This is a genomic window from Pseudonocardia alni (assembly GCF_002813375.1).
Lineage (GTDB): Bacteria > Actinomycetota > Actinomycetes > Mycobacteriales > Pseudonocardiaceae > Pseudonocardia > Pseudonocardia alni.
Genome location: NZ_PHUJ01000003.1, coordinates 2,657,161 through 2,682,779 on the forward strand (window position 1 = coordinate 2,657,161; position 25,619 = coordinate 2,682,779).

Annotated in this window: 22 protein-coding genes; 6 read left to right on the forward strand and 16 right to left on the reverse strand. The window is 74.4% G+C overall.

Annotated elements, in window-relative coordinates:
- Positions 1-8: 8 nt before the first annotated feature.
- The 10 genes from ATL51_RS13300 to ATL51_RS13345 all read right to left on the reverse strand — a co-directional run bounded on the left by ATL51_RS13300 (position 9) and on the right by ATL51_RS13345 (position 11,228).
- On the reverse strand, positions 9-2,450 hold the full coding sequence (locus tag ATL51_RS13300) for an NADH-quinone oxidoreductase subunit G (protein WP_100878767.1): 2,442 nt from the start codon (positions 2,448-2,450) through the stop codon (positions 9-11).
- Positions 2,447-3,796 (reverse strand): NADH-quinone oxidoreductase subunit NuoF, encoded by a 1,350-nt coding sequence (nuoF, locus tag ATL51_RS13305; protein WP_073576539.1) that lies wholly within the window; start codon positions 3,794-3,796, stop codon positions 2,447-2,449. The genes ATL51_RS13300 and nuoF overlap by 4 nt, the downstream gene beginning before the upstream one ends.
- A gap of 4 nt (positions 3,797-3,800) precedes the next feature.
- Positions 3,801-4,568 (reverse strand): NADH-quinone oxidoreductase subunit NuoE, encoded by a 768-nt coding sequence (gene nuoE, locus ATL51_RS13310; RefSeq protein WP_073576540.1) that lies wholly within the window; start codon positions 4,566-4,568, stop codon positions 3,801-3,803.
- Positions 4,565-5,920 (reverse strand): NADH-quinone oxidoreductase subunit D, encoded by a 1,356-nt coding sequence (locus tag ATL51_RS13315; protein WP_100878768.1) that lies wholly within the window; start codon positions 5,918-5,920, stop codon positions 4,565-4,567. The genes nuoE and ATL51_RS13315 overlap by 4 nt, the downstream gene beginning before the upstream one ends.
- Positions 5,917-6,777: an NADH-quinone oxidoreductase subunit C gene (locus ATL51_RS13320; RefSeq protein WP_374210206.1), complete on the reverse strand. Its 861-nt coding sequence runs from the start codon at positions 6,775-6,777 to the stop codon at positions 5,917-5,919. Before ATL51_RS13320 ends, ATL51_RS13315 begins: the two co-directional genes overlap by 4 nt.
- Complete coding sequence (locus tag ATL51_RS13325; protein WP_100878769.1) at positions 6,774-7,481, reverse strand: NuoB/complex I 20 kDa subunit family protein; 708 nt, start codon at positions 7,479-7,481, stop codon at positions 6,774-6,776. Before ATL51_RS13325 ends, ATL51_RS13320 begins: the two co-directional genes overlap by 4 nt.
- Before the next feature lie 7 nt (positions 7,482-7,488).
- On the reverse strand, positions 7,489-7,854 hold the full coding sequence (locus ATL51_RS13330) for an NADH-quinone oxidoreductase subunit A (protein ID WP_062397987.1): 366 nt from the start codon (positions 7,852-7,854) through the stop codon (positions 7,489-7,491).
- Positions 7,855-8,539: 685 nt separating this feature from the next.
- Complete coding sequence (locus ATL51_RS13335; RefSeq protein WP_062403809.1) at positions 8,540-9,232, reverse strand: demethylmenaquinone methyltransferase; 693 nt, start codon at positions 9,230-9,232, stop codon at positions 8,540-8,542.
- Between the two features lie 30 nt (positions 9,233-9,262).
- Complete coding sequence (locus tag ATL51_RS13340) at positions 9,263-9,874, reverse strand: hypothetical protein (protein WP_100878770.1); 612 nt, start codon at positions 9,872-9,874, stop codon at positions 9,263-9,265.
- Between the two features lie 193 nt (positions 9,875-10,067).
- Positions 10,068-11,228 carry a glycosyltransferase family 4 protein gene (locus tag ATL51_RS13345; protein ID WP_073576543.1) on the reverse strand — a complete coding sequence of 387 codons (1,161 nt, stop codon included), beginning with the start codon at positions 11,226-11,228 and terminating at the stop codon, positions 10,068-10,070.
- Between the two features lie 167 nt (positions 11,229-11,395).
- Here ATL51_RS13345 and ATL51_RS13350 point away from each other — a divergent pair, with 167 nt between their 5' ends.
- The gene (locus tag ATL51_RS13350) at positions 11,396-12,238 is read left to right on the forward strand and encodes an inositol monophosphatase family protein (protein ID WP_073576544.1); all 843 of its coding nucleotides are present in this window, start codon (positions 11,396-11,398) and stop codon (positions 12,236-12,238) included.
- A 47-nt stretch (positions 12,239-12,285) separates the two neighbouring features.
- On the opposite strand, the gene ATL51_RS13355 is transcribed toward ATL51_RS13350, so the two are convergent.
- Positions 12,286-12,780, reverse strand: coding sequence for a DUF3592 domain-containing protein (locus ATL51_RS13355; RefSeq protein ID WP_139282884.1), 495 nt, complete (start codon positions 12,778-12,780; stop codon positions 12,286-12,288).
- 96 nt (positions 12,781-12,876) lie between these two features.
- Here ATL51_RS13355 and ATL51_RS13360 point away from each other — a divergent pair, with 96 nt between their 5' ends.
- Positions 12,877-14,133 (forward strand): isochorismate synthase, encoded by a 1,257-nt coding sequence (locus ATL51_RS13360; protein WP_073576545.1) that lies wholly within the window; start codon positions 12,877-12,879, stop codon positions 14,131-14,133.
- 81 nt (positions 14,134-14,214) lie between these two features.
- Here the strand turns inward: ATL51_RS13360 and menD are convergent, their stop codons facing one another.
- The gene (gene menD / locus ATL51_RS13365; protein WP_073576546.1) at positions 14,215-15,903 is read right to left on the reverse strand and encodes a 2-succinyl-5-enolpyruvyl-6-hydroxy-3-cyclohexene-1-carboxylic-acid synthase; all 1,689 of its coding nucleotides are present in this window, start codon (positions 15,901-15,903) and stop codon (positions 14,215-14,217) included.
- A gap of 332 nt (positions 15,904-16,235) precedes the next feature.
- On the opposite strand from menD, the gene ATL51_RS13370 reads away from it, so the two are divergent.
- The 3 genes from ATL51_RS13370 to ATL51_RS13380 all read left to right on the forward strand — a co-directional run bounded on the left by ATL51_RS13370 (position 16,236) and on the right by ATL51_RS13380 (position 20,016).
- Positions 16,236-17,513 (forward strand): MFS transporter, encoded by a 1,278-nt coding sequence (locus ATL51_RS13370; protein WP_167379090.1) that lies wholly within the window; start codon positions 16,236-16,238, stop codon positions 17,511-17,513.
- A 101-nt stretch (positions 17,514-17,614) separates the two neighbouring features.
- Positions 17,615-18,349 carry a dienelactone hydrolase family protein gene (locus ATL51_RS13375; RefSeq protein WP_073576548.1) on the forward strand — a complete coding sequence of 245 codons (735 nt, stop codon included), beginning with the start codon at positions 17,615-17,617 and terminating at the stop codon, positions 18,347-18,349.
- A gap of 20 nt (positions 18,350-18,369) precedes the next feature.
- Positions 18,370-20,016, forward strand: a complete 1,647-nt coding sequence (locus tag ATL51_RS13380; RefSeq protein ID WP_062398000.1) for an ABC-F family ATP-binding cassette domain-containing protein — start codon at positions 18,370-18,372, stop codon at positions 20,014-20,016.
- Between the two features lie 54 nt (positions 20,017-20,070).
- Here ATL51_RS13380 and ATL51_RS13385 read toward each other — a convergent pair whose 3' ends face one another.
- From ATL51_RS13385 to ATL51_RS13400, 4 genes are all read right to left on the reverse strand, one after another.
- On the reverse strand, positions 20,071-20,388 hold the full coding sequence (locus tag ATL51_RS13385) for an adhesin (RefSeq protein WP_073576881.1): 318 nt from the start codon (positions 20,386-20,388) through the stop codon (positions 20,071-20,073).
- Between the two features lie 187 nt (positions 20,389-20,575).
- Complete coding sequence (locus ATL51_RS13390) at positions 20,576-21,400, reverse strand: aldo/keto reductase (RefSeq protein ID WP_073576549.1); 825 nt, start codon at positions 21,398-21,400, stop codon at positions 20,576-20,578.
- Positions 21,401-21,476: 76 nt separating this feature from the next.
- A complete protein-coding gene (locus ATL51_RS13395; RefSeq protein ID WP_073576550.1) occupies positions 21,477-22,322 on the reverse strand; it encodes a patatin-like phospholipase family protein in 846 nt (281 codons plus the stop codon).
- 86 nt (positions 22,323-22,408) lie between these two features.
- Positions 22,409-25,261, reverse strand: a complete 2,853-nt coding sequence (locus tag ATL51_RS13400) for an FAD-binding and (Fe-S)-binding domain-containing protein (RefSeq protein ID WP_073576882.1) — start codon at positions 25,259-25,261, stop codon at positions 22,409-22,411.
- Between the two features lie 184 nt (positions 25,262-25,445).
- Between ATL51_RS13400 and ATL51_RS28200 the strand changes: the two genes are divergently transcribed.
- On the forward strand, positions 25,446-25,610 hold the full coding sequence (locus tag ATL51_RS28200; RefSeq protein WP_157818351.1) for a hypothetical protein: 165 nt from the start codon (positions 25,446-25,448) through the stop codon (positions 25,608-25,610).
- Positions 25,611-25,619 lie beyond the last annotated feature (9 nt).

Here is a 25,619-nt window from a genome sequence, read left to right on the forward strand (position 1 = left end):
GGACAGGTTCACGACGCGCTTCCGTTCCCGGCCGGACCGACCGTCACGAGGTCACCGTGGCCCACTCCGAGTGTGGGGCGGACGTGCGAGCCGGGCGAGCAGGTCGGCAGCCAGACGACGCCGTCGGGCAGGTCGGTCAGCGCGACCGGCAGGGTGATCGCCCCGCGGTCGGTGCGGACCGTCGCCTCGGCGCCCTCGACCAGCGCGAGCCGCTCCGCGGTGGCCGCGTTGACCTTGACGTAGGGCCGCCGTGCCGTGCCGGCGAGCGCGGGCTCGTCGATCTGGAGACTGCCGTCGTCGATCATCTGGCGCGAGGTGGCGAGGACCGCCTGGCCGTGGCCGGGACGCCGGGCCCGGCCCGCCGTGTGGTCCGGTGCGACGCCGCCGGCGCGACGCGAGCCGAGCCGCTCCAGCTCCCCGGCCGCGGCGGCCGGGGTCTGGGTGAACAGGTCCGCGTCCATCTCGACGCCGAGGGTGTCGAGCACCCGGCAGTCCGGGAGCACGCCGGTCGCGTCGAGCGCGACGCCGAACTCGCGGCGGCGGCCCTCCCAGTTGACGTAGGCGCCGGAGCGCTGGGCGTCCGGGGCGACCGGGAGCACGACGTCGGCGAGCTCGGTGACCGCCGAGGTGTGGATCTCCAGGCTGACCAGGAACCCCACCTCCCGCAGCGCGGTGATCGCCGCGGTCGGGTCGGCCATGTCCTGCGGGTCGACCCCGCCCACGACCAGTGCGGCCAGCTCGCCGGACGCGGCGGCGGCGAGGATCGCGTCGCCGTCGCGGCCCGGGGCGGCCGGGACGGGGGCGCCCCAGACCTGCTCGAGCTCGGCGCGGGCGGCGGCATCGGTGACGAGCCGGCCGCCGGGCAGCAGGGTGGGCAGCGCGCCCGCCTCGACAGCACCGCGGTCCCCGGCCCGGCGCGGCAGCCAGCCGATCGCCGCACCGGTGCGGGCGGCGAGCGCGGACACCGCCGAGTACAGGCCCGGCGACTCCGCGGCCCGGTCCCCCACCAGGATCACCGCGCCCGGCTGCTCCAGCGCGGCGACGACGTCGGCGCCCGGGTCGGCGACGACCGCGGCCTCCGCACCGGGCACCGCGTGCAGCACGGTGGCGCCGGTCTTCTCGGCGCCGTAGCTGGTGAACGGGCCGACCTGGAAGTGGCGCAGCCCGCGCTTCCGGTACGCCTTGCGCAGACGGAGGAAGACGATGCCCGACTCCTCCTCGGGGTCGGTGCCGGCGGTGAGCACCGCCGGGGCGTTCTCGACCCGCTCGAACGTCACCGAGTCCTCGACCGTCCCGCCGGCGACGTGCGCGGCGAGGAACTCCAGCTCCTCCCCCGAGTGCGGGCGGGCGCGGAAATCGATGTCGTTGGTGCCGGCGACGACGCGGGCGAACTTGGCGTAGGCGTACGCGTCCTCGACGGTCAGCCGTCCCCCGGGCAGGACGCCGATACCGCCTCCGGCACGGGCCGCGAGCAGCCCGTCCGCGGCGACCTGCAGCGCCTCGGTCCAGGAGGCCTCCTCCAGCGTGCCGTCCGCGCGCCGGACCAGCGGCCGCGTGATGCGGCCCTGGCTACCGGTGTAGCGGAACGCGAACCGGCCCTTGTCGCAGAGCCACTCCTCGTTGACCTCCGGGTCGTTGCCGGCGAGCCGGCGCAGCACGGTCCCGCGACGGGAGTCGGTACGCGAGGCGCAGCCGGAGCTGCAGTGCTCGCACACGCCCGGGGTCGAGCGCAGGTCGAACGGGCGCGACCGGAACCGGTACGCGGCGCTGGTCAGTGCGCCGACCGGACAGATCTGGATCGTGTTGCCGGAGAAGTAGGACTGGAACGGCTGGTCCTCGGCGATCCCGATCTGCTGGTTCGCGCCGCGTTCGAGCAGATCGATGAACGGGTCCCCTGCGATCTCCTCGGAGAACCGGGTGCAGCGCTGGCAGAGCACGCAGCGCTCGCGGTCGAGCAGCACCTGGCTGGAGATCGGCAGCGGCTTCGGGAAGGTGCGCTTGGTCTCGACGAAGCGGGAGTCCGACCGGCCGTGCGCCATCGCCTGGTTCTGCAGCGGGCACTCGCCGCCCTTGTCGCAGATCGGGCAGTCCAGCGGGTGGTTGATGAGCAGCAGCTCCATGACACCCTGCTGCGCCTTGTCGGCCCGCTCGGAGGTGTGCTGGGTCTTCACCACCATCCCGTCGGCGACGGTCATGGTGCAGCTGGCCTGCGGCTTCGGCATCGGCCGGCCGCCCATCTCCACCTCGACCAGGCACTGGCGGCAGGCGCCCGCCGGGTCGAGGAGCGGGTGGTCGCAGAACCGCGGGATCACGATGCCGAGGCGCTCGCAGGTGCGGATCAGCAGCTCGCCCTTGGGGGCGTCGACGACCTGGCCGTCGATGGTGAGGCGGACGTGCCCCTCGGGGACGGGTGTGTCCTCGGTGGCGTTCCGCTCCGGTGTGAGGGTCATGCGCTCGCTCCGGTGAGTGCGGCCAGCTGCTCCGGGCGCTCGACGTCCGGCTGGTCGGCGATCAGGTCCAGGAACTCCTGGCGGAAGTACTTCACGGCGCTGGTGATCGGGCTCGTCGCGCCGTCGCCGAGGGCGCAGAAGGAACGGCCGAGGATGTTGTCGCAGACGTCGACCAGGGTGTCGATGTCGGTCGAGGTGCCCTCGCCGCGCACCATCCGCTGCAGCACCTGGACCAGCCAGTACGTGCCCTCGCGGCACGGGGTGCACTTGCCGCAGCTCTCGTGCTTGTAGAACTCGGTCCACTTCATGACCGCCCACGGCACCGAGACGGTCTCGTTGAAGACCTGCACCGCGGTCGTCCCCAGCATGGAGCCGGCCTCGGCCGCGCCCTCGAAGTCCAGCGGGACGTCGAGGTGCTCGGCGGTGAACAGCGGTGTCGACGAGCCGCCCGGGGTCCAGAACTTCAGCGGGATCCCGTCCTTCATCCCGCCGGCGAGCTCCAGGAGCTCCCGCAGCGTGATGCCCAGCGGCGCCTCGTACTGGCCGGGACGCTCGACGTGCCCGGAGACCGAGTAGATCTTCGGGCCGGGCGACTTCTCGCGCCCCATCGAGCGGAACCAGGCCGCCCCGCCGTTGACGATGGCGGGGACGCTGGCGATGGTCTCGACGTTGTTGACGACGGTCGGGCAGGCGTAGAGCCCGGCGGTCGCCGGGAACGGCGGCTTGAGCCGGGGTTGACCGCGACGGCCCTCGAGCGAGTCGAGCAGCGCCGTCTCCTCGCCGCAGATGTAGGCGCCCGCACCGGCGTGCACCACGATCTCCAGATCGAACCCGGAGCCGAGGATGTCGCGGCCGAGGTAGCCCTTCGCCTTCGCCTCGCGGACGGCGGCGCGCAGCCTGCGGATGCAGTGCAGCGCCTCGCCGCGGACGTAGATCGCGCAGAAGTTGGCGCGGATCGCGTAGCTGGTGACGATGCAGCCCTCGATGAGCGCGTGCGGGTCGGCCATCATCGTCGGGATGTCCTTGCAGGTACCCGGCTCGCCCTCGTCGGCGTTGATGACCAGGTACTTCGGCTTCGCGCCGGGGCCCGTGCCGCTGCCGTCGTCCTGCGGGATGAACCCCCACTTCATGCCGGTGGGGAACCCGGCACCGCCGCGGCCGCGCAGCCCGGAGTCCTTCACCAGCTGGATGAGCTGGTCGGGGTGGGCGGCGAACGCGGTACGCAGGGAGGTGTAGCCCTCCAGCTGCTCGTAGGTGTCGATCGACCAGGACCGCGGCGACAGCCAGCGCCTGGTCAGGACGGGCGTGATCGGGTCCGGCTTGCGCACAGGCTCTGTGGTGCTCATGCGATCACTTCTTCTCCGGTAGCGCGGGCATCGCCGGCGGCTCGTCGGGCAGCGCCGGGGCGGTCCAGCCGTTCTCCTGCGCCATCCGGGCCCCGCGCACCGACTCGATCGCACCGGACGGGCCCTCGACGCGGGCGGTCGTGTCGACGCCTCCGGCGTCGTCGGTGAACCCGGCCAGCTCCAGCTCGACGGTCCGCAGATCGGTCAGCGGCGCCCCGCGGGTCGGCTGCGGGCGCTCGCCGCGACGCAGGGCGTCGACGAGTTCCACCGCGGACTCGACGGTCTGGTTGTCGAAGTACTCGTAGTTGACCTGCAGCACCGGGGCGAGGTCGCAGGCCGCGAGGCACTCGGCGTGCTCGAGGGTGACCGAGCCGGTGCTGCCGGGCTCCCCCGCCGTCTCCTCGTGGCCCAGCGGACGGTCCTCGGTACCCAGCTGTGTGCGCAGGCGGGCGTAGATGTCGTCGCCGCCCAGCGCCGCGCACAGCGTGTTGGTGCACACGCTGACCAGGTGCTCACCGCACGGGGTGCGCTTGTACATCGTGTAGAACGTCGCGACCGCCGACACCTCGGCGGTGGTCAGCTCCAGCGCCTCCGCGCAGTAGCGGATGCCGTCGGGGCTGACGTACCCCTCGACCGACTGGACCAGGTGCAGCAGCGGCAGCAGCGCCGACCGGGGCTCCGGGTAGAGGGAGATGATCTCCGTGGTGCGCTGCCGGGTCAGCTCGTCGAACACCGGCGAGACGGGGCTCTTCTCCTGCGGGGGGACCGTCATCGGTCGCAACCTCCCATCACGGGATCGATCGAGGCGACGGCCGCGATGACGTCGGCGACCTGGCCGCCCTCGCTCATCGCGGGCATCGTCTGCAGGTTCACGAAGCTGGGGTCCCGGACGTGGATGCGGACCGGGCGGGTGCCGCCGTCGGACACGGCGTGCACCGCGAGCTCGCCGCGCGGGGACTCGACGGCCGCGTAGGCCTGCCCCGGCGGGACGTGGAAACCCTCGGTGACCAGCTTGAAGTGGTGGATCAGCGACTCCATCGACTGACCCATGATCTTGCGGACGTGCTCGAGGGTGTTGCCCATGCCGTCGCTGCCGACCGACAGCTGCGCCGGCCAGGCGACCTTCGGGTCGTCGACCATGACGCGGCCCGGGCCGAGCTCGTCGAGCTTCGTCACCGCCTGATCCATGATCTTGAGCGACTCGTGGATCTCGGCGACGCGCATCCGGTAGCGGGCGAAGCAGTCGGCCTCGGTGGCCGTCGGGACCTCGAAGTCGTACTGGTCGTAGACCGAGTACGGCATGTGCTTGCGCAGGTCCCAGGCCAGACCCGCCGAGCGCAGGATCGGGCCGGACGCGCCGAGGGCCAGGCAGCCGTCGACGGGCAGGTAGCCGACGCCCTCCAGGCGCTGGCGCCAGATCGGCTGCCCGGTGAGCAGCCGGTCGTAGTCCGGCAGCCGGGAGTTCATGACCTTCAGGAAGTCGCGGACCTTGTCCTGCCAGCCCTCGGGCATGTCCTGGGCGAGGCCGCCGGGCCGGATGAACGCGTGGTTCATCCGCAGGCCGGTGAGGAACTCCAGTAGGTGGAGCACCTCCTCGCGCTCGCGGAAGCCGGAGGTCATGCCGGTCAGCGCGCCCAGCTCCATGCCGCCGGTCGCCAGCGCGACCAGGTGCGAGCCGATCCGGTTCAGCTCCCAGAGCAGCACCCGCAGGTGCTCGGCCCGCTGCGGGACCTCGACGCCCAGCAGCTTCTCGACGGCCATGCAGTAGGCGCCCTCGTTGAACAGCGGGGCCAGGTAGTCCGCGCGGGTCACGAAGGTGACGCCCTGGGTCCAGGTCCGGTACTCGCAGTTCTTCTCGATACCGGTGTGCAGGTAGCCGATGACCGCGCGGCCCTGGGTGACGGTCTCGCCCTCCAGCTCCAGGACCAGGCGCAGCACCCCGTGCGTCGACGGGTGCTGCGGGCCCATGTTGATGACGATGCGGTCGTCGTGCTCGACCTCGAGCAGGTCGTCCCAGTCGCCGCCGGTGACGGTGTAGACCGTGCCCTCGGTGGTCTCCCGGCCGGGCGCGGCGTACGGGTCGGCGGTGGCGTCGGCGGTGGTGGGGTCGGCGTCAGTCGTCACGAGTAGGCCCTCCGCTCATCGGGCGGGGGGATCTCCGCGCCCTTGTACTCCACGGGGATGCCGCCCAGCGGGTAGCTCTTGCGCTGGGGGTGGCCGTCCCAGTCGTCCGGCATGAGGATCCGGGTCAGCGCCGGGTGGCCGTCGAAGACGACGCCGTACATGTCCCAGGTCTCGCGCTCGTGCCAGTCGGCCGTCGGGTAGACGTCGACGACGCTCATGACGTGCGGGTTCTCGATGTCGAGCGCGACCTCCAGGCGCACCCGGCGCCGATAGGTCATCGACAGCAGGTGGTAGACGACGTGCAGCGGCCGGTCGACCGGAGCGCCGTCCGGCGCCGAGTAGTCCACACCGGACACGCCGGAGCAGAACTCGAAGCGCAGGCCCGGGTCGTCGCGCAGGGTGCGGGCGACCTCGTGCAGGCGGGCGGGCTCGACGTAGAGGGTCATCTCGTCGCGGTCGATCGTGACCTGCTCGATCGCAGCGCGCGGGATGCCGCGCTCGTCGAGGGCCGCGCCGAGCTCGTCGGCGAACTCGTCGAACCAGCCGCCGAAGGGCCGCTCGGCCGGGGCCGGGGCCCAGCCCTGCAGGCGCAGGCCGCCGTAGCCGGAGGTGTCGCCGGAGCCGCGGACGCCGAACATGCCCGAGCGCGTACGGGTCTCGGTCATCCTCTGCGCGGGGCGGGCGCCGCCCAGCGCGTCGGAGGGGGTGGCCGCGTCCCCGGGAGCGGCCAGGTCGCCGGGGGCCTCGCCGCCCGCCATCCGCTGCTCCTCGGCAGCGGCGCCGCTCTCCTGCGACGACGAGTGCGCACCGCCGGTGGGCTCGGACCCGTCCTTGGAGGTGCCGGTCGGCTCGGTCACTTCGCGTCACCTCCGCGGGCCGCGTCGGCCAGCGACGGCAGCTCCAGGGTCTCCCCCGGCGCGAGCGCGTTCGGGGCCGGCCTGGGCTGCGAGCCCGGCTCCAGGTAGTTCGGTACGTCGGGGGTGTGCGTGGTCTTCAGCGCACCGAGCTGCTTGTGCTTCGGCGCGTACTTGACCGACGACGGCACCATCGGCGTGCGGTACCCGGACTCGGCGAGCTCGGCGGCCCGCTTCGGGCCGAGCGGCTCGTCCATGATCTTGGCGTGGATCTTCAGGATCGCGTCGATCAGCATCTCCGGCCGCGGCGGGCAGCCGGGCAGGTACATGTCGACCGGGACGACGTGGTCCACGCCCTGGACGATCGCGTAGTTGTTGAACATGCCGCCGGAGCTGGCGCACACGCCCATCGCGAGCACCCAGCGCGGCTCGGGCATCTGGTCGTAGATCTGGCGCAGGACCGGCGCCATCTTGTTGCTCACGCGGCCCGCGACGATCATCAGGTCCGCCTGGCGCGGCGAGGCCCGGAAGACCTCCATGCCGAACCGGGCGAGGTCGTAGCGCGGGGCGCCGGTGGTCATCATCTCGATGGCGCAGCAGGCCAGGCCGAACGTGGCAGGCCAGAGCGACGACTTCCGGGTCCAGTTGACCAGTTTCTCCACATTGGTCAGCAGGACGCCGCTGGGCAGGTTCTCCTCGAGTCCCATGACGGCCTCAGCTCCACTCGAGCCCGCCGCGACGCCATTCGTAGGCGTACGCGAAGGCGATCGTGGCGATGTAGAGCGTGATGGCCACGAACCCGAAGACGCCGACCGCATCGGCGACGACGGCGTACGGGTACATGAACACCAGCTCGATGTCGAACAGGATGAACAGCATCGCCGTGAGGTAGTAGGCGACCGGCACGCGACCGCCGCCGACGACCGGCTGCGGCGAGGGCTCGATGCCGCACTCGTAGGAGTCCAGCTTGGCCCGGTTGAACCGGCGCGGACCGATCAACGGCGCGGAGGCGACCGAGAACACCGCGAAACCCGCCGCCAACACGAACAGCAGGACGAGCGGGAGATAGGGATCGAGCATTCCTACACCTTCGTTGTCGCGGCGCCACCGTCGTTGGTGGTGATCGACGAGCCGGTCGCGGCGACCCTATGTCCGGTCCCCTGTGACCAAGAACCCAGGCGAGCCTTACCTGTGACGGGGCGCGGGTCACATGTGATCCGCATCCGTGCAGGTCGGCGCGCTCCGGGTCGCGTGTCTCCCGCCACCCTTGTGAAAAAGTTCACGAACTGCGCGAGCAGTGTAGGACGACGCCGCCGTGATCGCGTGGGCGGATCGGGCGACGACGCGGGAGTCCTTGCGGCGCAACGCGCTTCGACGCAGGGTCAGGGGGTGGTGACGGCTGGTGCCGGGTTGCGCATCGCGGCGTCGACCCCTCGCGCAGCCGACCCCGCAGTCGACCTCCCACGCAGTCGGCCACCGGCCACCGGGCGCAGGGTGACCGACCGCCACAGCGCCGACCGCTGCACCGCTGATCGCCGTGTGGCATGAGGGGCGCGACCCCGGACCCTCCCTTCTCCGAATCCGCTTACCCGGTAAGCGAATTCCGAGAAGGGACCACGTCGTCGTGTGGTGATGCCGGGCCCGGCGCAGGAAGACCGCACACGTGCAGCGCGTGCGGCTCCGCCACGGCGTCGGCCCCTGTGGCACAGGCCGCCTCCGCAGGGCCCGTCCACGAGGACCCGTGGCGGGACGGGGCGGCGGGGGCTCAGGCCGGCTTGTACGCCCGGTGCAGCGCGACGGCGCCGAAGGTCAGGTTCCGCCAGGCGGGGCGCTCCCAGCCGGCGTCGGCGATCTTCCCGGCGAGTGCGGGCTGGTCGGGCCAGTCCCGGATCGACTCGGCCAGGTACAGGTAGGCCTCGGGGTTCGAGGAGACCGTCCGGGCGATCGCCGGGAGGGCGTGGCCGAGCACCGCGTTCTGGTAGAGCACGCGGAAGGGGGCCCAGGTCGGCGTCGAGAACTCGCAGACCACCAGGCGGCCGCCGGGGCGGGTCACGCGGGCCATCTCACGCAGGCCGGCGACGGTGTCGTTCACGTTGCGCAGGCCGAAGGAGATGGTGACGGCGTCGAAGCTGCCGTCGGCGAAGGGCAGGTGCAGCGCGTCGGCGGCGGCCTTCGGGACGTCGCGGCGGGCGCCCGCACGCAGCATGCCGAGGGAGAAGTCCGCAGCGACGCACCAGGCGCCGTCCTTCGCCAGCTCGACGGTCGAGACCGCGGTCCCCGCGGCGAGGTCGAGGACCTTCTCGCCCGGGCGCAGGCCGAGGGCCCGGCGGGTCTGGATCCGCCAGTAGCGGTCCTGGCCGCCCGACAGCGCGGTGTTGGTCAGGTCGTAGCGCCGGGCGACGCCGTCGAACATGCGGGCGACGTCGGTCGGGTTCTTGTCGAGCTCGGCGCGGGACACGAACACAGCTTAGGCGACCCGGCGGCCGGCTCACCGCTGTCCGAACCGCTGTCCGAACTGCTGTCCGAACCGCTGTCCGAACTGCTCGCGCAGCACCTCACGCAGGCCGCTCAGGTAGTCGGCACGGACCCGGGCGGCGACGCCCGCCCACTCGGCCGGCGGCGTGCTGACGCCGTTGCCGTCGCCGGTGAAGGCGCCCATGCCGTGCAGGGCGATCCAGCGGTGGTCGTAGTCGTACGGCGCCGCCCGGTCCCAGGCGACGGCGCGGACCGCGGCCCGGCGGACCCGGGCCGGGTCGGCGAAGGCCCACCGGTTCACCGGCTCGCCGAACCGGTCGCGCAGCACGGCCAGCGCCTGGGCGGCGGTGGTGTCGGTGCAGCGGCAGGCGTCGTAGCGGGCCCGCAGCTGGCCCGCGTAGAACCAGCGGGCGGCGTCGGGCATCGCGCCGTCGGCGACGAGGTTCTCCGACAGCGCGAACAGCACCGGCGGCATCTGCCGGTGCGGGGCGTCGAGGACCTCGGCACGGGCGGCGGCACGGGCCGCGGGCGCGGGGTCGAGCAGCCGGGACATCAGGCGGACGGTGGCGGAGGTGTCGACCGTGGCGAGCTCACCACGGGGCGCGACGACGACGGTGCGGCTCATGGGACCACCGTCGCCGCCGGGCCGCGGTCACGGATCCGCACGACTACGCAGGCACCCTCCCCGGCCGCGTCGGCCCGGCCGGGCACCGGCCCGACCAGGCGGGGGTCCGGTCGGGCGGAGGTCCGGTCGGGCGGAGGTCCGGCAGGGCGGGGGTCCGGCAGGGCGGGGGTCCGGCAGGGCGGCGGCGGGCCGGTCAGGCCGCGAGGCGCTCCGGGGCCGCGGCGCGGAGCACGTCGCCGTAGTGAGCGAGCAGCTCGTCGCCGACCGCGGTCCAGGTGCGGCGCAGCACCGACTGGCGGGCGGCCAGGCCGAACTCCCGGTTGCGCTGCGGCTCGCACAGTGCGGCGACCGCCCCGACCAGCTCGCGGTCGGCGGCGTCGGTGGCCGGGTCGCCGGGCTCCCCGCCGTCGGGGCGGGGTGCCACGAGGTAACCGGTGCGGTCGGGCAGCACGAGGTCGCGCGGGCCGCCCGCGTCGGGCGCGACCACCGGGACGCCCGAGGCGAGTGCCTCCTGCACGGCCTGGCAGAACGTCTCGGCCTGGCCGGTGTGGACGAACACGTCGAGGCTGGCGTAGATCTGCGCGAGCTCGTCGCCGCCGCGGTGCCCGAGGAACGCCGCCGAGGGCAGCCGCTCGCGCAGCCCGTCGGCGCTGGGGCCGTCGCCGACGACGACCAGCCGTGTCCCGGGCAGCTCCCCCAGCACGGCGAGCCGCTCGACCTGCTTCTCCGGGGCGAGGCGGCCGACGAAGCCGACGAGCCGCTCGCCGTTCGGGGCGAGCCGGCCGCGCAGTGCGTCGCTGCGCCTGGACGGGGTGAACCGGCGGGTGTCGACGCCGCGCGCCCACTGGTGCACCCGCGGGACGCCGCGCTCGCGCAGGGCCCCGGTCGCCCAGCTCGACGGCGCGAGGGTCCGGTCGGCCAGGCCGTGCAGCCGGCAGGTCCAGCGCCACGCGGCCCGCGCGGTCAGCCCGAGCCCGTACGCGGAGGCGAACCCGGCGACGTCGGTCTGGTAGATCGCGACCGTCGGCACGCCGAGGCGCCGCGCCGCCGCCAGCCCCCGCGCCCCGACGACGAACGGCGCCGCCAGGTGCACCACGTCCGGCCGGAACCGGCGCAGCGCGGTCAGGATCCGCCTGCTGGGCACCCCGACCGGCATCGAGTTCACCACCGGCAGCTCGACGGCCGGGATCCGCACGACCGGGATCCCCTCGTGGGAGTCCGGCTCCCCGGTGCCCGGCGCGATCACCACGACGTCGTGACCCCCTGCCCGCAGGTGCTCGCACACCCGCAGCACCGAGTTGGTGACGCCGTTGACCACCGGCAGGAAGCATTCCGAGACGATTGCGACGCGCACGGCCGGAACGGTGACGGGGGCGGGACAGCGGGCCGGGTCCCTGGCGTGATCAACCACCCAACCCTGGGCGAACATCGGGTGGGCGGATCACGAGTTGGCACGTCCGGCACAAGGTGGACACCCGCACGTCGTCGCCGGGACATCACCCGCCCGGACACTCGGGTCGCATGACGGCCGTGCCCCACACCCCGCCACACACGGCGCCACCCCCGGTGCCGTCCCCCCGGCCGGTGGACCCGGCGCTGCTCTCCCGCGCGCTCGAGACCGCGGGCCGGCTGGCCAACGACGCCGCCGAGGTGATCACCGCGACGCTGGGTCGCGAGCACACCGGATCGCTCGACGCGTCGGCCAAGGCCAACCCGTTCGACTGGGTCACCGACACCGACCGCACCCTGGAGCGGCACACCCGCCGGGTACTGGCCGCGGAGTTCCCCGGCTGCCCGGTCGTCGGCGAGGAGTTCGGCGCCGACGCCGGTGCCGACACCGCACCGCTGCGCTGGGTCGTCGACCCGGTCGACGGGACCGCGAACTACGTCGCGGGCCTGCCGTGGTGCGCCTACAGCCTGGCCCTGGTCGACGGCGACGGCCCGGCCGTGGGTGTCGTCGCCGACCCGGGCCGTGGGCAGATCTACGCCGCCGCCCGCGGGCGCGGCTTCCGGGCCAACGGCGTGCCGGTGCCGTCGCGGCGCACCGCCCGGGTTGCCGGGTCGCTGATCTGCGCCGAGGACCCCGACCCCGGGTTCGTCGAACGCGCCCGCGCCGCGCACGTCGGCGTGCGGGTGCTCGGCTCGGCCGCGCTGGCGATCACCCAGGTCGCGCTGGGCAACGCCGTCGCCGCGGTGCTGACCCGTTACCACGAGTGGGACGTCGCCGGGGCGCTCTGCCTGGCCACCGAGGCCGGCGCGCTGGTGCTGGGCCGCGACGGCCGGTCGACGCCGCTGCCCGAGGGCGGGCTGCTCGTCGCCGCACCGCAGGTCGCCGCCGAGGTCGGGGCGCTCTGGCGGGGCTGAGCCCGGTGCGGGGCGGCGCGGTCCGGTGCGGTCCGGCCCGGGCGCCGTCAGACGGTGCCGGTGCGGGCCCGGCGGCGGCGCAGCCACACGTACAGCGGCCCGAGGAGCACCCAGCCGCCCGCGATCAGCCCGGCGACCGGGAGGATCCCGTCGACGGCGGTGCGGCCCGCGACGCGCACGTGCGTCGGGTCGGCGGTGTCGTACTCGACGTAGATGTTCTCGCCCGGGGTGAGCCCGACCGGGTAGGAGATGCCCGCGGCCGGGGTCTGCAGCCGGCCCTCGTCGTCGACGAACCTGACCAGGGTGCGCCAGTAGTCCGAGCCGTCGAGGACGGTCGCGGCGGTGGTGCCGCGGTTGCCGTCGATCGCCGCGTCCTCCAGGAACGCACCGCCCAGGGCCACCAGCGCGACCAGCGTCCACGCCAGTGCGACGGCCAGGACGATCTCGGGCAGGTGGTACCGCGTCCGGCCGATGAGACGGGCCGCGACGGCCGAGGTCTCGGTCAGCACATCGCCGGTGGGACGGCCGCTCGGACTGGTCACGGGACCCGATTCTAGGAGCGCTCCGGCACCCGGGTGTGTCCGGTGCCTCCCACCCTGGCGCCCGCCCCGGCCGAGGAAGTTGCCTACTCTCGAAGGGTGACCGTCGCACCGGCCAGCACCGCGTTGCGCGTCCGGACACGCCCGCTGCGGCTCGACGGGCGGCTGCTGGACGTGCTGCCCGCCGACGCCGGGGCGCTGTCCTGGGTGCGCGACGGCGAGGGCGTGGTCGGCTGGGGCGAGGTCGCGCGGTTCACCGCGTCGGGACCCGAGCGCTTCGCCGAGGCCGACCGCTGGTGGCGCCGCGTGGTCGACCGGCTCGACGCCGGCGCCGGCTACGACGACGTCCGCCTCCCCGGTACCGGCGCCCTCGCGTTCGCCTCGTTCACCTTCGCCGACGGCTGCCCGGGCTCGGTGCTCGTCGTGCCGCAGGTGATCGTCGGGCGGCGCGGGCACCGCGCCTGGATCACCGAGATCACCCCCGCCGACGCCCCGGAGACCCCGGGCAGGCTGCCGGTCCCGTCGCCGGTGCGCCCGAGCGGACGGCTGCGCTACGCCGACGGCCAGGTGTCCGCGCACCGGTACCGGGCCGCCGTCGCAGCGGCGGTCGGGCGGATGCGCGACGGGGAGCTGGAGAAGGTGGTGCTCGCGCACGACCTGCTCGCCGTCGCCGACCGCCCGCTGGACCCCCGGTTCCTGCTCCGCGGGCTCGCCCGGCGCTACCCGACGTGCTGGAGCTACGCCGTCGACGGCCTGGTCGGCGCCACCCCCGAGCTGCTGTTGCGGCTGCGTGGGCGGACCGTGGAGTCGCGGGTGCTGGCGGGCACGATGTGGCCCGGCTCCGGACCGGACGGCGACACCGCGGGCGCGCTGATCGGCTCGTCGAAGGACCGCCGCGAGCACGCCTACGCCGTGGACTCCCTCGCTGCGTCGCTGCGCCCGCTGGTGGCCGAGCTGCACGTGCCGGACGCGCCGTCGGTGCTGACCCTGCCGAACGTGTCGCACCTGTCCAGCGACGTGCACGCCCGCCTCGACCCGGCCCGGCCCGCGTCGCTGCTGACGCTGATCGGGGCGGTGCACCCGACGGCCGCCGTGGGCGGCACCCCGACCCCGGACGCGACGGCGCTGATCTCCGAGATCGAGGGTCTCGACCGCGGCCGCTACGCGGGCCCGGTCGGCTGGGTCGACGCCGAGGGCGCGGGCGAGATGGGCATCGCGCTGCGCTGCGCCGAGCTGCAGGGACGCACGGCGCGGCTGTTCGCCGGATGCGGGATCGTCGCCGACTCCGAGCCCGACGGCGAGGTGCGCGAGGCCGCCGCCAAGATGCGCGCGGTCCGCGAGTCCCTGGAGGGCTGAGCCCGGCACGGTCCGGACGGACGCCGTGTCCGCCGGGGCGTCCGCACCACCTGCCGCGGCGCGGACGCGGGCGGGACCGGCTCAGTCCAGCGCCGCGACGACCACCCGGCGGAGCTCGGCGTGCGCGTCGCGCAGCCCGGCACGGTGAGCCGCGACCCGGACCAGCCGACGTCCCGAGCCGGGGCGGGCCGCGAGTTCGCCCGCGTCGCCGCCCCAGTCGGTCGCCCGCCAGCCCGCCGCCCGGGCCAGGGCCACGAGGTCGACGCCGGTCGGCGTGCCGAAGATGCGCTCGAAGGCGTGGGCGTGCGACGGACCGCCCTGTTCGAGCAGGTGGAAGATGCCGCCGCCGTCGTCGTCGAGGACGGTGACGGTCAGGTCCGGGGACGGCTCCCCCGGGCCGACGACCAGTCCGGTGGTGTCGTGCAGCAGCGTGAGGTCGCCGAGCAGCAGCGCCGTCGGGCCCGGGTGGGCGAGCGCGGCGCCGAGGGCGGTCGACACCGTCCCGTCGATGCCCGCGACCCCGCGGTTCGACCGCACGGTGAGCCCGGAGCGGGGCACGGCGGCCAGCGCGACGTCGCGTACCGGGTTCGACGAGCCGAGGACGAGCTGGCCGCCGTCGGGCTGGGCGGCGACGAGGTCGCGGGCCAGCCGCAGGCCGGGTGCGCCGGCGGCGGTGCCGTCGTCGAGCGCGGTGTCGAGGGACGTGGCCGCGGCCCGGTCCGCGTCGCGCCAGGACCGCACCCAGTCCTCGGGCGGGGACAGCGCGGGCAGCGCACCGACGGCCCGGACCGTGCCGGCGACGTCGGTCCACGGGGCGCCGTCCGGACCGGGGTCGGCGAACACCGCCACCGACGGGTCGGCGAGCAGCGCGGCGACGCCCCGGTGCAGGGTGGGCCTGCCGAGCACGACGACCTGGGTGGGGCGCAGCTCCGGCCGGTCGAGCAGCCACGGCCCGGTGCGCAGCGCGTGCGCCCACCAGCACGACGACGGCTCCGCGACCAGTGGGGCCCCGCCGAGCAGGCCGGGGTCCGCGGCGGGCCCGCCCGCCCCGGCGACGACGAGCGTGCGCGCCCCCGGGTCGAGCTCCAGCGGGGGCAGCGCGCGGACCGGGCGGGACACCGCGGTCCACGGCGCACCGCCGGGCCGTCCGGCGGGGAGGTCCGCGCCCGGGAGACCGGCGTCGTGGTGCCCGGTGTCCGGCCCGGCCGGGTCGTCGTCGGGCACGAGCGGGTCGGTGTAGGGCAGGTCCAGGTGCACCGGACCGGGCGCGCCCGCGCCGGCACCGGCGGCCGCGGCGAACATCCGCGCGACGACCGCCCGCCAGCGCCGCGCCTCCGGCTCGGTGGTGCCCACGGGCACCGGCAGCGCGCCCGCCCAGCGCACGGCGCCGCCGTACAGACCGGCCTGGTCGACGGTCTGGCTGGCGCCGGTGCCGACCAGCTCCGGCGGCCGGTCCGCGGTCAGGACCAGCAGCGGGACCCCCGAGTGCGACGCCTCCAGCACCGCGGGGTGCAGGTTCGCCGCGGCCGTCCCGGACGTGACGACGACCGGGACCGGGCGCCCCGACGCCAGCGACAGGCCGAGCGCGAGGAAGCCCGCGGCACGTTCGTCGATGCGCACGTGCAGCCGGACCGTGCCCCGCTCGTCGGCCCGGGCCAGCGCGAACGCGGGTGGCGCGTTGCGGGAGCCGGGGCACAGGACCGCGTCGGTGACACCGGCCCGCGCCAGCTCGTCGACGAGTACGCGCGCCTGCGCGGTCGAGCCGTTCACCCCATCACCCCTCACGACGACGGTACCGGCGTACTGCCCGCGATCCCCGCCCGGGCGAAGTCCTCCGGCAGGGGCAGCAGGTCCGCCATGTGGCCCAGTCTGCCGCGCAGTCGCGACCGGGTGTGGCCGGGGCACGTCACGGTCGGGGTACCGATGTGGCCGGAACCGGTGAAAACGGCGCACCACGGCCCTACCGTGACGCCACCGCAGATGTCCGTCGACGGGGAGGGACCGTGTCCGACACGCACGCCGGCGCCACCGCGCCGGGATCACCGACGCCACCGGCGTCCGACCAGCCGCGCACGCCGATCGCGAAGGTCGTCGCGGGGAGCATGCTGGGCACGACCGTCGAGTGGTACGACTACTTCCTCTACGGCGTCGCCGCCGCCCTGGTGTTCCCGGCGGTGTTCTTCCCCGAGTCCGACGGCGCGACCGGGACCCTGCTCTCGCTCGGCACGTTCGCGGTCGGGTTCATCGCGCGCCCGGTGGGCGGCCTGGTCTTCGGCCACTACGGCGACAAGATCGGCCGCAAGAAGCTGCTGGTCCTGTCGCTGATGATGATGGGCGCCTCGACGTTCGCGATCGGCCTGCTGCCGGCCTACGCCACGATCGGGATCGCCGCGCCGCTGCTGCTCGTCGTGCTGCGGCTGGTCCAGGGCTTCGCGCTGGGCGGTGAGTGGGGCGGCGCGGTCCTCATCGTGTCCGAGCACGGGAAGCCCGAGCACCGTGGGTTCTGGGCGAGCTGGCCGCAGGCCGGTGCCCCGGCCGGGCAGCTGCTGGCCAACGGCCTGCTCGCGATCATGGCGCTGGTGCAGTCCGAGGAGGCGTTCCTGGCCTGGGGCTGGCGGATCCCGTTCCTGCTGTCCGCGGTGCTGGTCCTGATCGGCCTCTACGTCCGCCTCGCCGTCGAGGAGTCGCCGGTCTTCCGGGAGGCGCAGGCCAGGGCCGCCGCGCGGGCCGCGGCCGGCGAGAAGGACACCATGCCGATCCTGGACGTCCTGCGGCTCTACCCACGCGAGGTCCTCACCGCGATGGGCGCCCGGTTCGCGGAGAACGTCTCGTACTACATCTTCACGATCGTCATCTCGACGTACGTGAAGGAGCAGTTCGGGCTGCCGTCGTCGTTCGTGCTGGGCGCGGTGCTGATCGGTGCCGCGGTGCACCTGGTGACCACCCCGATGTGGGGTGCGGTCTCCGACCGGGTCGGCCGCAAGCCGGTCTACCTGTTCGGCGCCGCCGGCGTCGGCATCTGGGCGTTCGTGTTCTTCCTCCTGGTGGACACGCAGAGCTTCGCCCTCACCGCCGTCGCGGTGACGGTCGGGCTGGTGCTGCACGGCGCGATGTACGGCCCGCAGGCGGCGTTCCTGTCCGAGCTGTTCGGTACCAGGGTGCGCTACTCGGGCATCTCGATCGGCTACCAGCTGGCGTCGGTGTTCGCGGGCGGCCTGGCCCCGCTGATCGCGGCGTCGCTGCTGGTCGCGACGGGTACCGGCTACTCGATCGCGGTGTACATCGCGGTCGCGTCGGTGGTCACGATCATCGCCGTGGCGAGCTACTCGGAGACCCGCACCCGGCGCCTCGACGACGACGGCGCGCTGACCAGGACCTGATCCGGTACGTACCACCCGAACCGCGCCGGCGGTCCGGCGGAACGCCTCCCGGGGGCGTAGAACGGGTGCGACCCGTCGATCACCCCCGGGAGGCCGGACCCGTGCCGCGCACCGACTTCACGATCAGCACCCCCGACGGCGACGCCGCCGCCACCCTGCACACCCCGGACGGCGACGGCCCGTGGCCGGGTGTGCTCCTCTACCCCGACGCCGGCGGTGTCCGGACGGCCATCCACGACATGGCCGCGCACCTGGCGTCGCTCGGCTACGCGGTGCTGCTGCCCGACGTCTACCACCGGCACGGCGACTGGTCCCCGTTCGACTTCGCCACCGTGTTCTCCGACCGGCCCGAGCGGGCCCGGCTGATGGGGATGGTGGGCTCGCTGACGCCCGAGTTCGTCGCCGTCGACGCCGAGGCGTGGGTGACCGCACTGCTGGAACGGCCCGAGGTCGGCGGCAGCACGGTCGGCACCACCGGCTACTGCATGGGCGGGGTGATGAGCCTGCGCACCGCCGCGACGCAGCCGGAGCGGGTCGCGGCCGCGGCGTCGTTCCACGGGGGCAACCTCGCCACCGACGACCCGGCCAGCGTGCACCGGCTCGCCGACCGCATCCGGGCCGAGGTGTACGTGGCCGGTGCCACCGACGACGACTCCTTCCCCGACGAGCAGAAGCAGCGCCTCGGCGACGCGCTGTCCGCGGCCGGGGTGTCGGCGACCCTGGAGACCTACCCGGCGGCGCACGGTTTCGCGGTGCCGGACGCCCCCACCCACGACGACGACGCCGAGCAGCGGCACTGGGACGCCCTGCACCGGCTCTTCGGGGCGAACCTGTAGGGGTAGCGTCTGCGCTCGAGATGAGCGCGACCCTTCACGTGACGGGCCTGGCCGCCGGCCACGGCGACCGACCCCTGTTCTCCGGGCTGGACCTCGTCGTCGCGCCCGGCGACGTCATCGGGCTGGTCGGTGCCAACGGCGCCGGCAAGTCCACCCTGCTGACGGTGCTGGCCGGCTCGCGGCCCCCGGACGACGGGTCGCTGACCCTCGCCCCGCCCGACGCGACCGTCGGGCACCTGCCGCAGGAGCCCGACCGGCGTCCCGGGGAGACGGTCGCCGGGTTCCTGGCGCGCCGGACCGGCGTCGCCGACGCGCAGGCGACGATGGACGCCGAGGCGGAGGGGCTCGCGTCGGGCACCCCGGGCGCTGACGACCGCTACGCCGCCGCGCTCGACCGCTGGCTGGCCCTCGGCGGCGCCGACCTCGACGAGCGCTCCGGCGAGGTGCTGCGCGAGGTCGGGCTGGCGGTCGGCCCGGACGCCCCGATGACCGGGCTGTCCGGCGGGCAGGCAGCCCGGGCCAACCTCGCGGCGCTGCTGCTGTCCCGCTACGACCTGCTGCTGCTCGACGAGCCCACCAACGACCTCGACCTCGACGGCCTGGAGCGGCTGGAGCGGTTCGTGGGCGGCCTCGCCCGGCAGGGCACGCCGACGGTGCTGGTCAGCCACGACCGGGAGTTCCTCGCACGCACGGTGAACCGGATCGTCGAGCTGGACCTGGTCCAGCAGCGGATCGACGTATACGACGGCGGCTACGAGTCCTACCTCGCCGAGCGCGAGGTCGCCCGCCGGCACGCCCGCGAGGACTACGAGGAGTACGCCGACAAGCTGGGTGGCCTCAAGCAGCGCGCCGTCATGCAGCGCAACTGGATGGCCCAGGGCGTGCGCAACGCCCGGCGCAAGACGAAGGACCCGGACAAGAACGTCCGCGCGCAGCGCCAGGAGTCCAGCGAGAAGCAGGCCGCGAAGGCCCGGCAGACCGAGCGGGCGATCGAGCGGCTGGAGGTCGTGGAGGAGCCCCGCAAGGAGTGGGAGCTGCGGATGGAGATCGCCTCCGCACCCCGGTCCGGGTCGGTCGTCGCGCGGGCCGACGCCGCCGCCGTGCGGCGCGGGGACTTCGCGTTCGGCCCGGCCACGGTGCAGGTGGGCTGGGCGGACCGGGTCGTCGTCACCGGCGCGAACGGGGCGGGCAAGTCGACGCTGCTCGGGCTGCTGCTCGGCCGGATCGCCCCGGACTCGGGCTCGGCGGGGCTCGGGTCGGGGGTCCTGGTCGGCGAGATCGACCAGGCCCGCGGCGCCTTCCTCGGGGACGCGACGCTGTTGCGCGCGTTCGGCGAGCAGGTGCCGGACTGGCCCGAGTCCGAGGTGCGGACGCTGCTCGCGAAGTTCTCCCTCGGCGCGGACCAGGTGCTGCGGACGGCGTCGTCGCTCTCGCCGGGCGAGCGGACCCGCGCCGCGCTGGCGCTGCTGCAGGCGCGCGGGGTGAACCTGCTGGTGCTCGACGAGCCGACCAACCACCTCGACCTGCCCGCCATCGAGCAGCTGGAGCAGGCGGTCGAGGACTTCGACGGGACCGTCCTGCTGGTGACCCACGACCGGCGGATGCTCGACACGGTGCGCGCCACCCGCCGCTGGGACGTCCGCGACGGGACCGTCACCGAGCTCTGAGACGGCCGTGGCCCCACCGGGTGTCCGGCGGGGCCACGCAGTGCGTCGGGTGGGTCAGGCCTGGACGGTGTCCGGGGCCTCGGGCTGCTCGACGATCGCGAAGCGCAGCTCCTGCTCGCCCTGCTCGGTCGCCACGGGCTGGACGTCGAGGACCTTGTCGTCCAGGAGCTCCGCCGCGGCCGGCTCGAGGAAGACGGTGATGCCCTCCCCGCGCAGCACGGTGTCCTGCGCGTCGGCCTCCTGCGCGAGGGCCAGTTCGAGGCCCTGCGCCGGGTCGGTCGCGGAGATGCGCAGGCCGCCGTCGTCGGGCAGCTCCGCGTCGGTGCTCAGGGTCTTGATCGCCTCGGCGGCGTTCTCGGTGATCGCCAACATCGTCCCCACCGTACGGACGCACGCGCGGACGTCCACCGCGCCGGCCCGTCCGCGTCCCCTGTCGGGTGATCCGTGGCGCTGTGCCCTCCGCACATGCCGCACGGTGACACCCGTCACTCCCACCGACGACGACGGCCCGGCGCCCCTCACGGAAAGGGGTGCCGGGCCGTGGCGCGCGGGATGCGGATCAGCCGAAGTCGTCGGGGTCCGGGCCGATGCGCTCGCCGGTGTGGAGCTTCTCGACGGCGGCGATGTCGTCCTCGCTCAGGGCGAAGTCGAAGATCTCGGAGTTCTCCTTGATCCGCTCCGGGTTGTTCGACTTGGGGAACACGATGTTCCCGAGCTGGATGTGCCAGCGGAGCACGACCTGCGCGGCGGACTTTCCGACCCGCTCGGCGATCTCCTTCAACTCGGGCGCGTCGAGCAGGCCCTTGCCCTGGCCGATCGGGCTCCACGCCTCCAGCGCGATGTCGTGCTGCTGGAGGTACTCGCGGAGCTCGCGCTGCACCAGGTGCGGGTGGAACTCGATCTGGTTGATCGCGGGGACCGTGGAGGTCTCCGCCGCCAGCCGGTCGAGGTGGCCGGGCTGGAAGTTCGACACGCCGATCGACAGCGCCTTGCCCGCCTTCTGCGCGTCCTCGAGGCCCTGCCAGGTCTCGACGTAGCGGTTCTCCTTCGGCCGCGGCCAGTGGATCAGGTACAGGTCCACGTGGTCGAGGCCCAGCTTGGTGAGGCTCTCGTCGAGCTTGCTCACCGCCGACTCCCGGCCGTGCCCGTCGTTGTTGAGCTTGGTGGTGATCCACAGCTCGTCGCGCGGGATGCCGGAGTCGGCGATGGCCTTGCCGACGCCCTCCTCGTTGCCGTACATCTGCGCGGTGTCGATGTGGCGGTAACCGACATCGAGGGCCGCCCTGACCTTCTCCGCGGTGTCACCGGGCTCGATCTGGAAGACGCCGAAGCCGAGCTGGGGGATCTCGCGGCCGTCGTTCAGCTTGATCGTGGGAACAGTCATGGCCCTCGGCTACCCGGGCCGTTGCGCGCTCATGCGACCCCGTGGGATCGGTCTCCGGCGGGAATACAGGCCGAGCTCAGCCCCAGACCCGTGCGACCTCGGCGGCGACGATCGCCGCCTGCGCGCGGCCGGCCCGCACCGACGCGGGGCGCCGCGCCGGGTCGAGCATGTTGCGCCCGAACGCCCGGCGCGACCGCCGGTCCGGCTCGACGACCACGACCCGGGCCAGCGCGCCGAGCGCCTCGGCCTGGACCCGCGGCGCCACGGCACCGCCGAGCCCGCCGGACAGCGGCGCCAGGACGACGACACGGCCGTAGCCGGCGGCGAGGTCGGCGTTGGCCATCGAGCGGACCCCGCCGTCGATCCACCGGGTGCCCGCGGCCGTGACCGGCGGCCAGACGCCGGGCACCGCGCAGCTGGCGGCGACCGCGGTGGCGAGCTCGACGCCGTCGTCGCGGCCGAAGACCCGGAACCCGCCGGTGTGCGCGTCGACGGCGGTGACCCGCAGGTCGCGGTCGGCGGGCCAGTCCGCGCCGTCGAGCCGCGAACGGATCACCGCGATCCGCTCGGCCTCGTCGACCGTGTCGGTGTCGAGGGCGAGGCGGCCGATCCGGGCCCGGACCCGGGTCGCGTCGCGCGGTCCGGAGAGCGCGGCGACGCCGTAGCGGACCGCGAGCCGCAGCCCGAGGGTCGCGGCGATCTCCCCGGACGGCGGGGCGAGCTGGGTCGCGGCGAGCGCCGCCGGGTCACGCCCGACGGCCAGGTTGGTGCCCACCACCGACCCCGCCGAGGTCCCGACGACGAGGTCGGCGTCGCGCAGGTCGACGCCGTCGGCGAGGAGCCCGGCCAGCAGCCCGTACATCCAGGCGATGCCGGTCAGCCCGCCGCCGCCCAGCACCAGCGCCCGTCGGTCGTCGGCCATGGGTCCTCCTCGTCGTCGCCCTGCACGATCACCACGGGCGAGGGGTCCGGTGCCGGATCCGGCACCGGCCCCCTCGCCGCCGGCGATCACCCTCGCAGGGAGCGGTAGGCGATCTGGGCCAGGTGCACCGGTTCCCGTTCCCCGGCCTGGCGGACCTGGGTGCGGCAGGAGTAGCCGTCGGCGAGCAGGTCCACGGTCTCGTCGGCGGCGCGCAGCGCGGGCAGCAGGGCCCGCTCGGCGCACGCCATCGACACGTCGTAGTGGCCGTCCTCGAACCCGAAGTTGCCGGCCAGGCCGCAGCAGCCGGAATCGAGCACGGTGGCGTCGACGCCGAGCGCGGCGAGCACCGCCCGGTCGGGCTCGGAGCCCAGCTCGGCGTGCTGGTGGCAGTGGATCTGCACCAGCGCGGCACCGTTCCCGGTCCCCGCGACGGCCGACAGCTCGTCGGCGTGCCGGGCCAGCAGCTCGGCGAAGGTCGACACCTGCCGCGCCAGCAGCGGCACCCGCGGGTCGTCGGGCAGCAGCTCCGCGGCGTCGCTGCGCAGCGCGGCGGTGCAGGACGGCTCCAGCCCGACGACCGGGATGCCGGCGTCGAGCGCCGGCCCGATCGCGCGCAGGCTGCGGGCCAGCACCCGGCGGGCCGCGGTGACCTGGCCGGTGGAGGTCCAGGTCAGCCCGCAGCACACGTTCTTCGGGGGCAGCTCGACCCGGTACCCGAGCCCGGTGAGGACCGCGACGGCGTCGGCCGCGATCTCCGGGTCGAAGTGGTCGGTGAAGGTGTCGGTCCACAGCAGCAGCGGGCCGCGGCTGCCGGGTGCGACGCCGAGGTCCGGCACCGTCGACATCGGCAGCCCGCGGGCGGCACGGGCGGTGTAGGTCTCCCGGGCGATCGGCGGGATGGCGCGACGGGCGTCGATCCCGCCCGCCTTCTTCGCGACCTTCGCCAGCAACGGCACCTGCGCGAGCCGGTTCACCCCGTCAACGGCGGCGGCCGGCAGCACCCCGACCGCGCGCAGCCAGCGCGGGAGCGCGCCCATCGAGTAGTGCGACCGCGGCCGCAGCTTCCGGTGGTAGCGGTTCGCGAGGAACTCGGTCTTGTACGAGGCCATGTCGACCCCGACCGGGCAGTCGGACTTGCAGCCCTTGCAGGACAGGCACAGGTCGAGGGACTCGGCGACCTCGTCGGACTGCCAGCCGTCGGTGATGATCTCGCCGTTCGCCATCTCGAACAGCAGCCGGGCGCGTCCGCGGGTGGAGTGCTTCTCCTCCTTGGTCACGTTCCAGCTGGGGCACATGACCCCCGATCCGGTGTCGACGGCGCACTTGCCGACGCCCAGGCAGCGGCGGGTGGCCCGGTGGAAGGAGCCGCGGTCGTGGCCGAAGGCCAGCTTCGGCTCGTCGGGCATGGTCGGCATGCCGAGCTGGACGCGCAGGTTCTCGTCCATCGTCGCCGGGCGCACGACGCGGCCGGGGTTCATCCGGTCGTCCGGGTCCCAGATCCCCTTGAAGTCCTCGAACGCGGTGATGATCTGCGGCGGGTACATCCGCGGGAGCAGCTCGGCGCGGGCCTGGCCGTCGCCGTGCTCACCGGACAGCGACCCGCCGTGCGCGACGACGAGGTCCGCGGCCGCGGTCATGAAGTCCCGGAAGTTCTGCACGCCGGGCTTGCTGAGCAGGTCGAAGTCGATCCGGACGTGCAGGCAGCCGTCGCCGAAGTGCCCGTAGTAGATGCCCTTGCGGCCGTGGTCCTCCAGGACCTTGTCGAACTCGCGCAGGTAGGCGCCGAAGCGCTCCGGCGGGACGGCGGCGTCCTCCCAGCCGGGCCAGGCCTCGCCGCCCTCGGGCGAGCGGGTCAGCAGGCCGGCGCCCTCCTCGCGGATCTTCCACAGCGCGGCCATCCGGGCCGGCTCGCCGACGACGACCGCACCGGTCGTGTACGCCCTCATGGCGTCGGCGACGGCCTGCGCGGCCGCCTCGGCCTCGGCGCGGGTGGCCCCGCCGGTCTCGACGTAGAGCCAGCCCTTGCCCTCGGGGAGCATCCGGCTCGTCGTCTCGTTCGGGCGCAGGGCGCGCAGCGAGGCGATCAGCCCGGCGTCCATGCCCTCGATCGTCAACGGCGAGTGCTCGCGGACGATCATCACGTTGTCCGCGGCGTGGTAGGCGTCGGGGAAGCCGAGCACGGCCAGCGCCCGTGCGGGCGGGGACTCGACGAGGTCGACGGTCGCGGACAGGATCGTCGCGCAGGTGCCCTCGGTGCCGACCAGCGCCTTGGCCAGGTTCACGTTGCCCGGGACGAGCTGGTCGAGGTTGTAGCCCGACACCCGCCGGGTCAGCTCGGGAACGTGCTTCTCGACGTCGTCGGCGACCCGCGCGCCCAGCGCACGCAGCGCGTCCGGGATCGCGCCGGTCTCGGTGCCGTCGCCGCCGAGCACGAGCCGCTCGCCGCGGTAGGTGAGGACCTCCAGCGATGCGACGTTGTCGACGGTCTTGCCCCAGGCCACCGAGTGCGAGCCGCAGGCGTTGTTGCCGATCATCCCGCCGATCGAGCAGCGGTTGTGCGTCGACGGGTCCGGGCCGAACGTCAGGCCGTGCGGCTTGCCGGCGTCGCGCACGGCGTCGCAGACGGCGCCGGGCTGCACGGTCGCGGTCCGGGCGTCGGGGTCCACGGACAGGATCGCGTCCATGTGCGTGCGGAAGTCCATCGCGACCGCGGTGTTGACGGCCTGGCCCGCGATGGAGGTGCGCGACCCGACCGGCAGCACCGGCACGTCGTGGGTGCGGCACACGGCGACGGCGGCCTCGACGTCGGCGGCGTCGCGCGGGGAGATCACGCCGATCGGGACGCCCCGGTAGTTCGAGGCGTCCGCCGACCACATCGCGCGGCTGCCCGCGTCGAACCGGACCTCACCGCCGATGGCGGCACGCAGGTCGTTCTCCAGGGCGCGGTACGCGGTGGTCGAACGCGATCCGCCTTCGCTCCTCGCGGTGGTGGGACGCGCGGCGCTGTCGGTGGTCACGGGGCTCCTCTCGGCGCAGACTCCGGCACCTGCGACGGCCCGGGGCTGGGAGATGACGCTACCCCGCGGTCCCCGGGCCCCTCCCGTCGACGGGAACGCGGTTGCGGTGATCCGGATCGCCGTCGGGATCGGGTGGGACCGCGCCGTCGCGTGGGGGTACGCGGTGTGCGTGCTGTCCGCGGTGTGGGACGCCGGCGGCGACACCGGGTGGCCCGGCCCGGGCCCCGCACCGGCCGCGGCCCGACGGCTGGCGCCGCTCGTCGCGGAGTGAGTCCTTAGG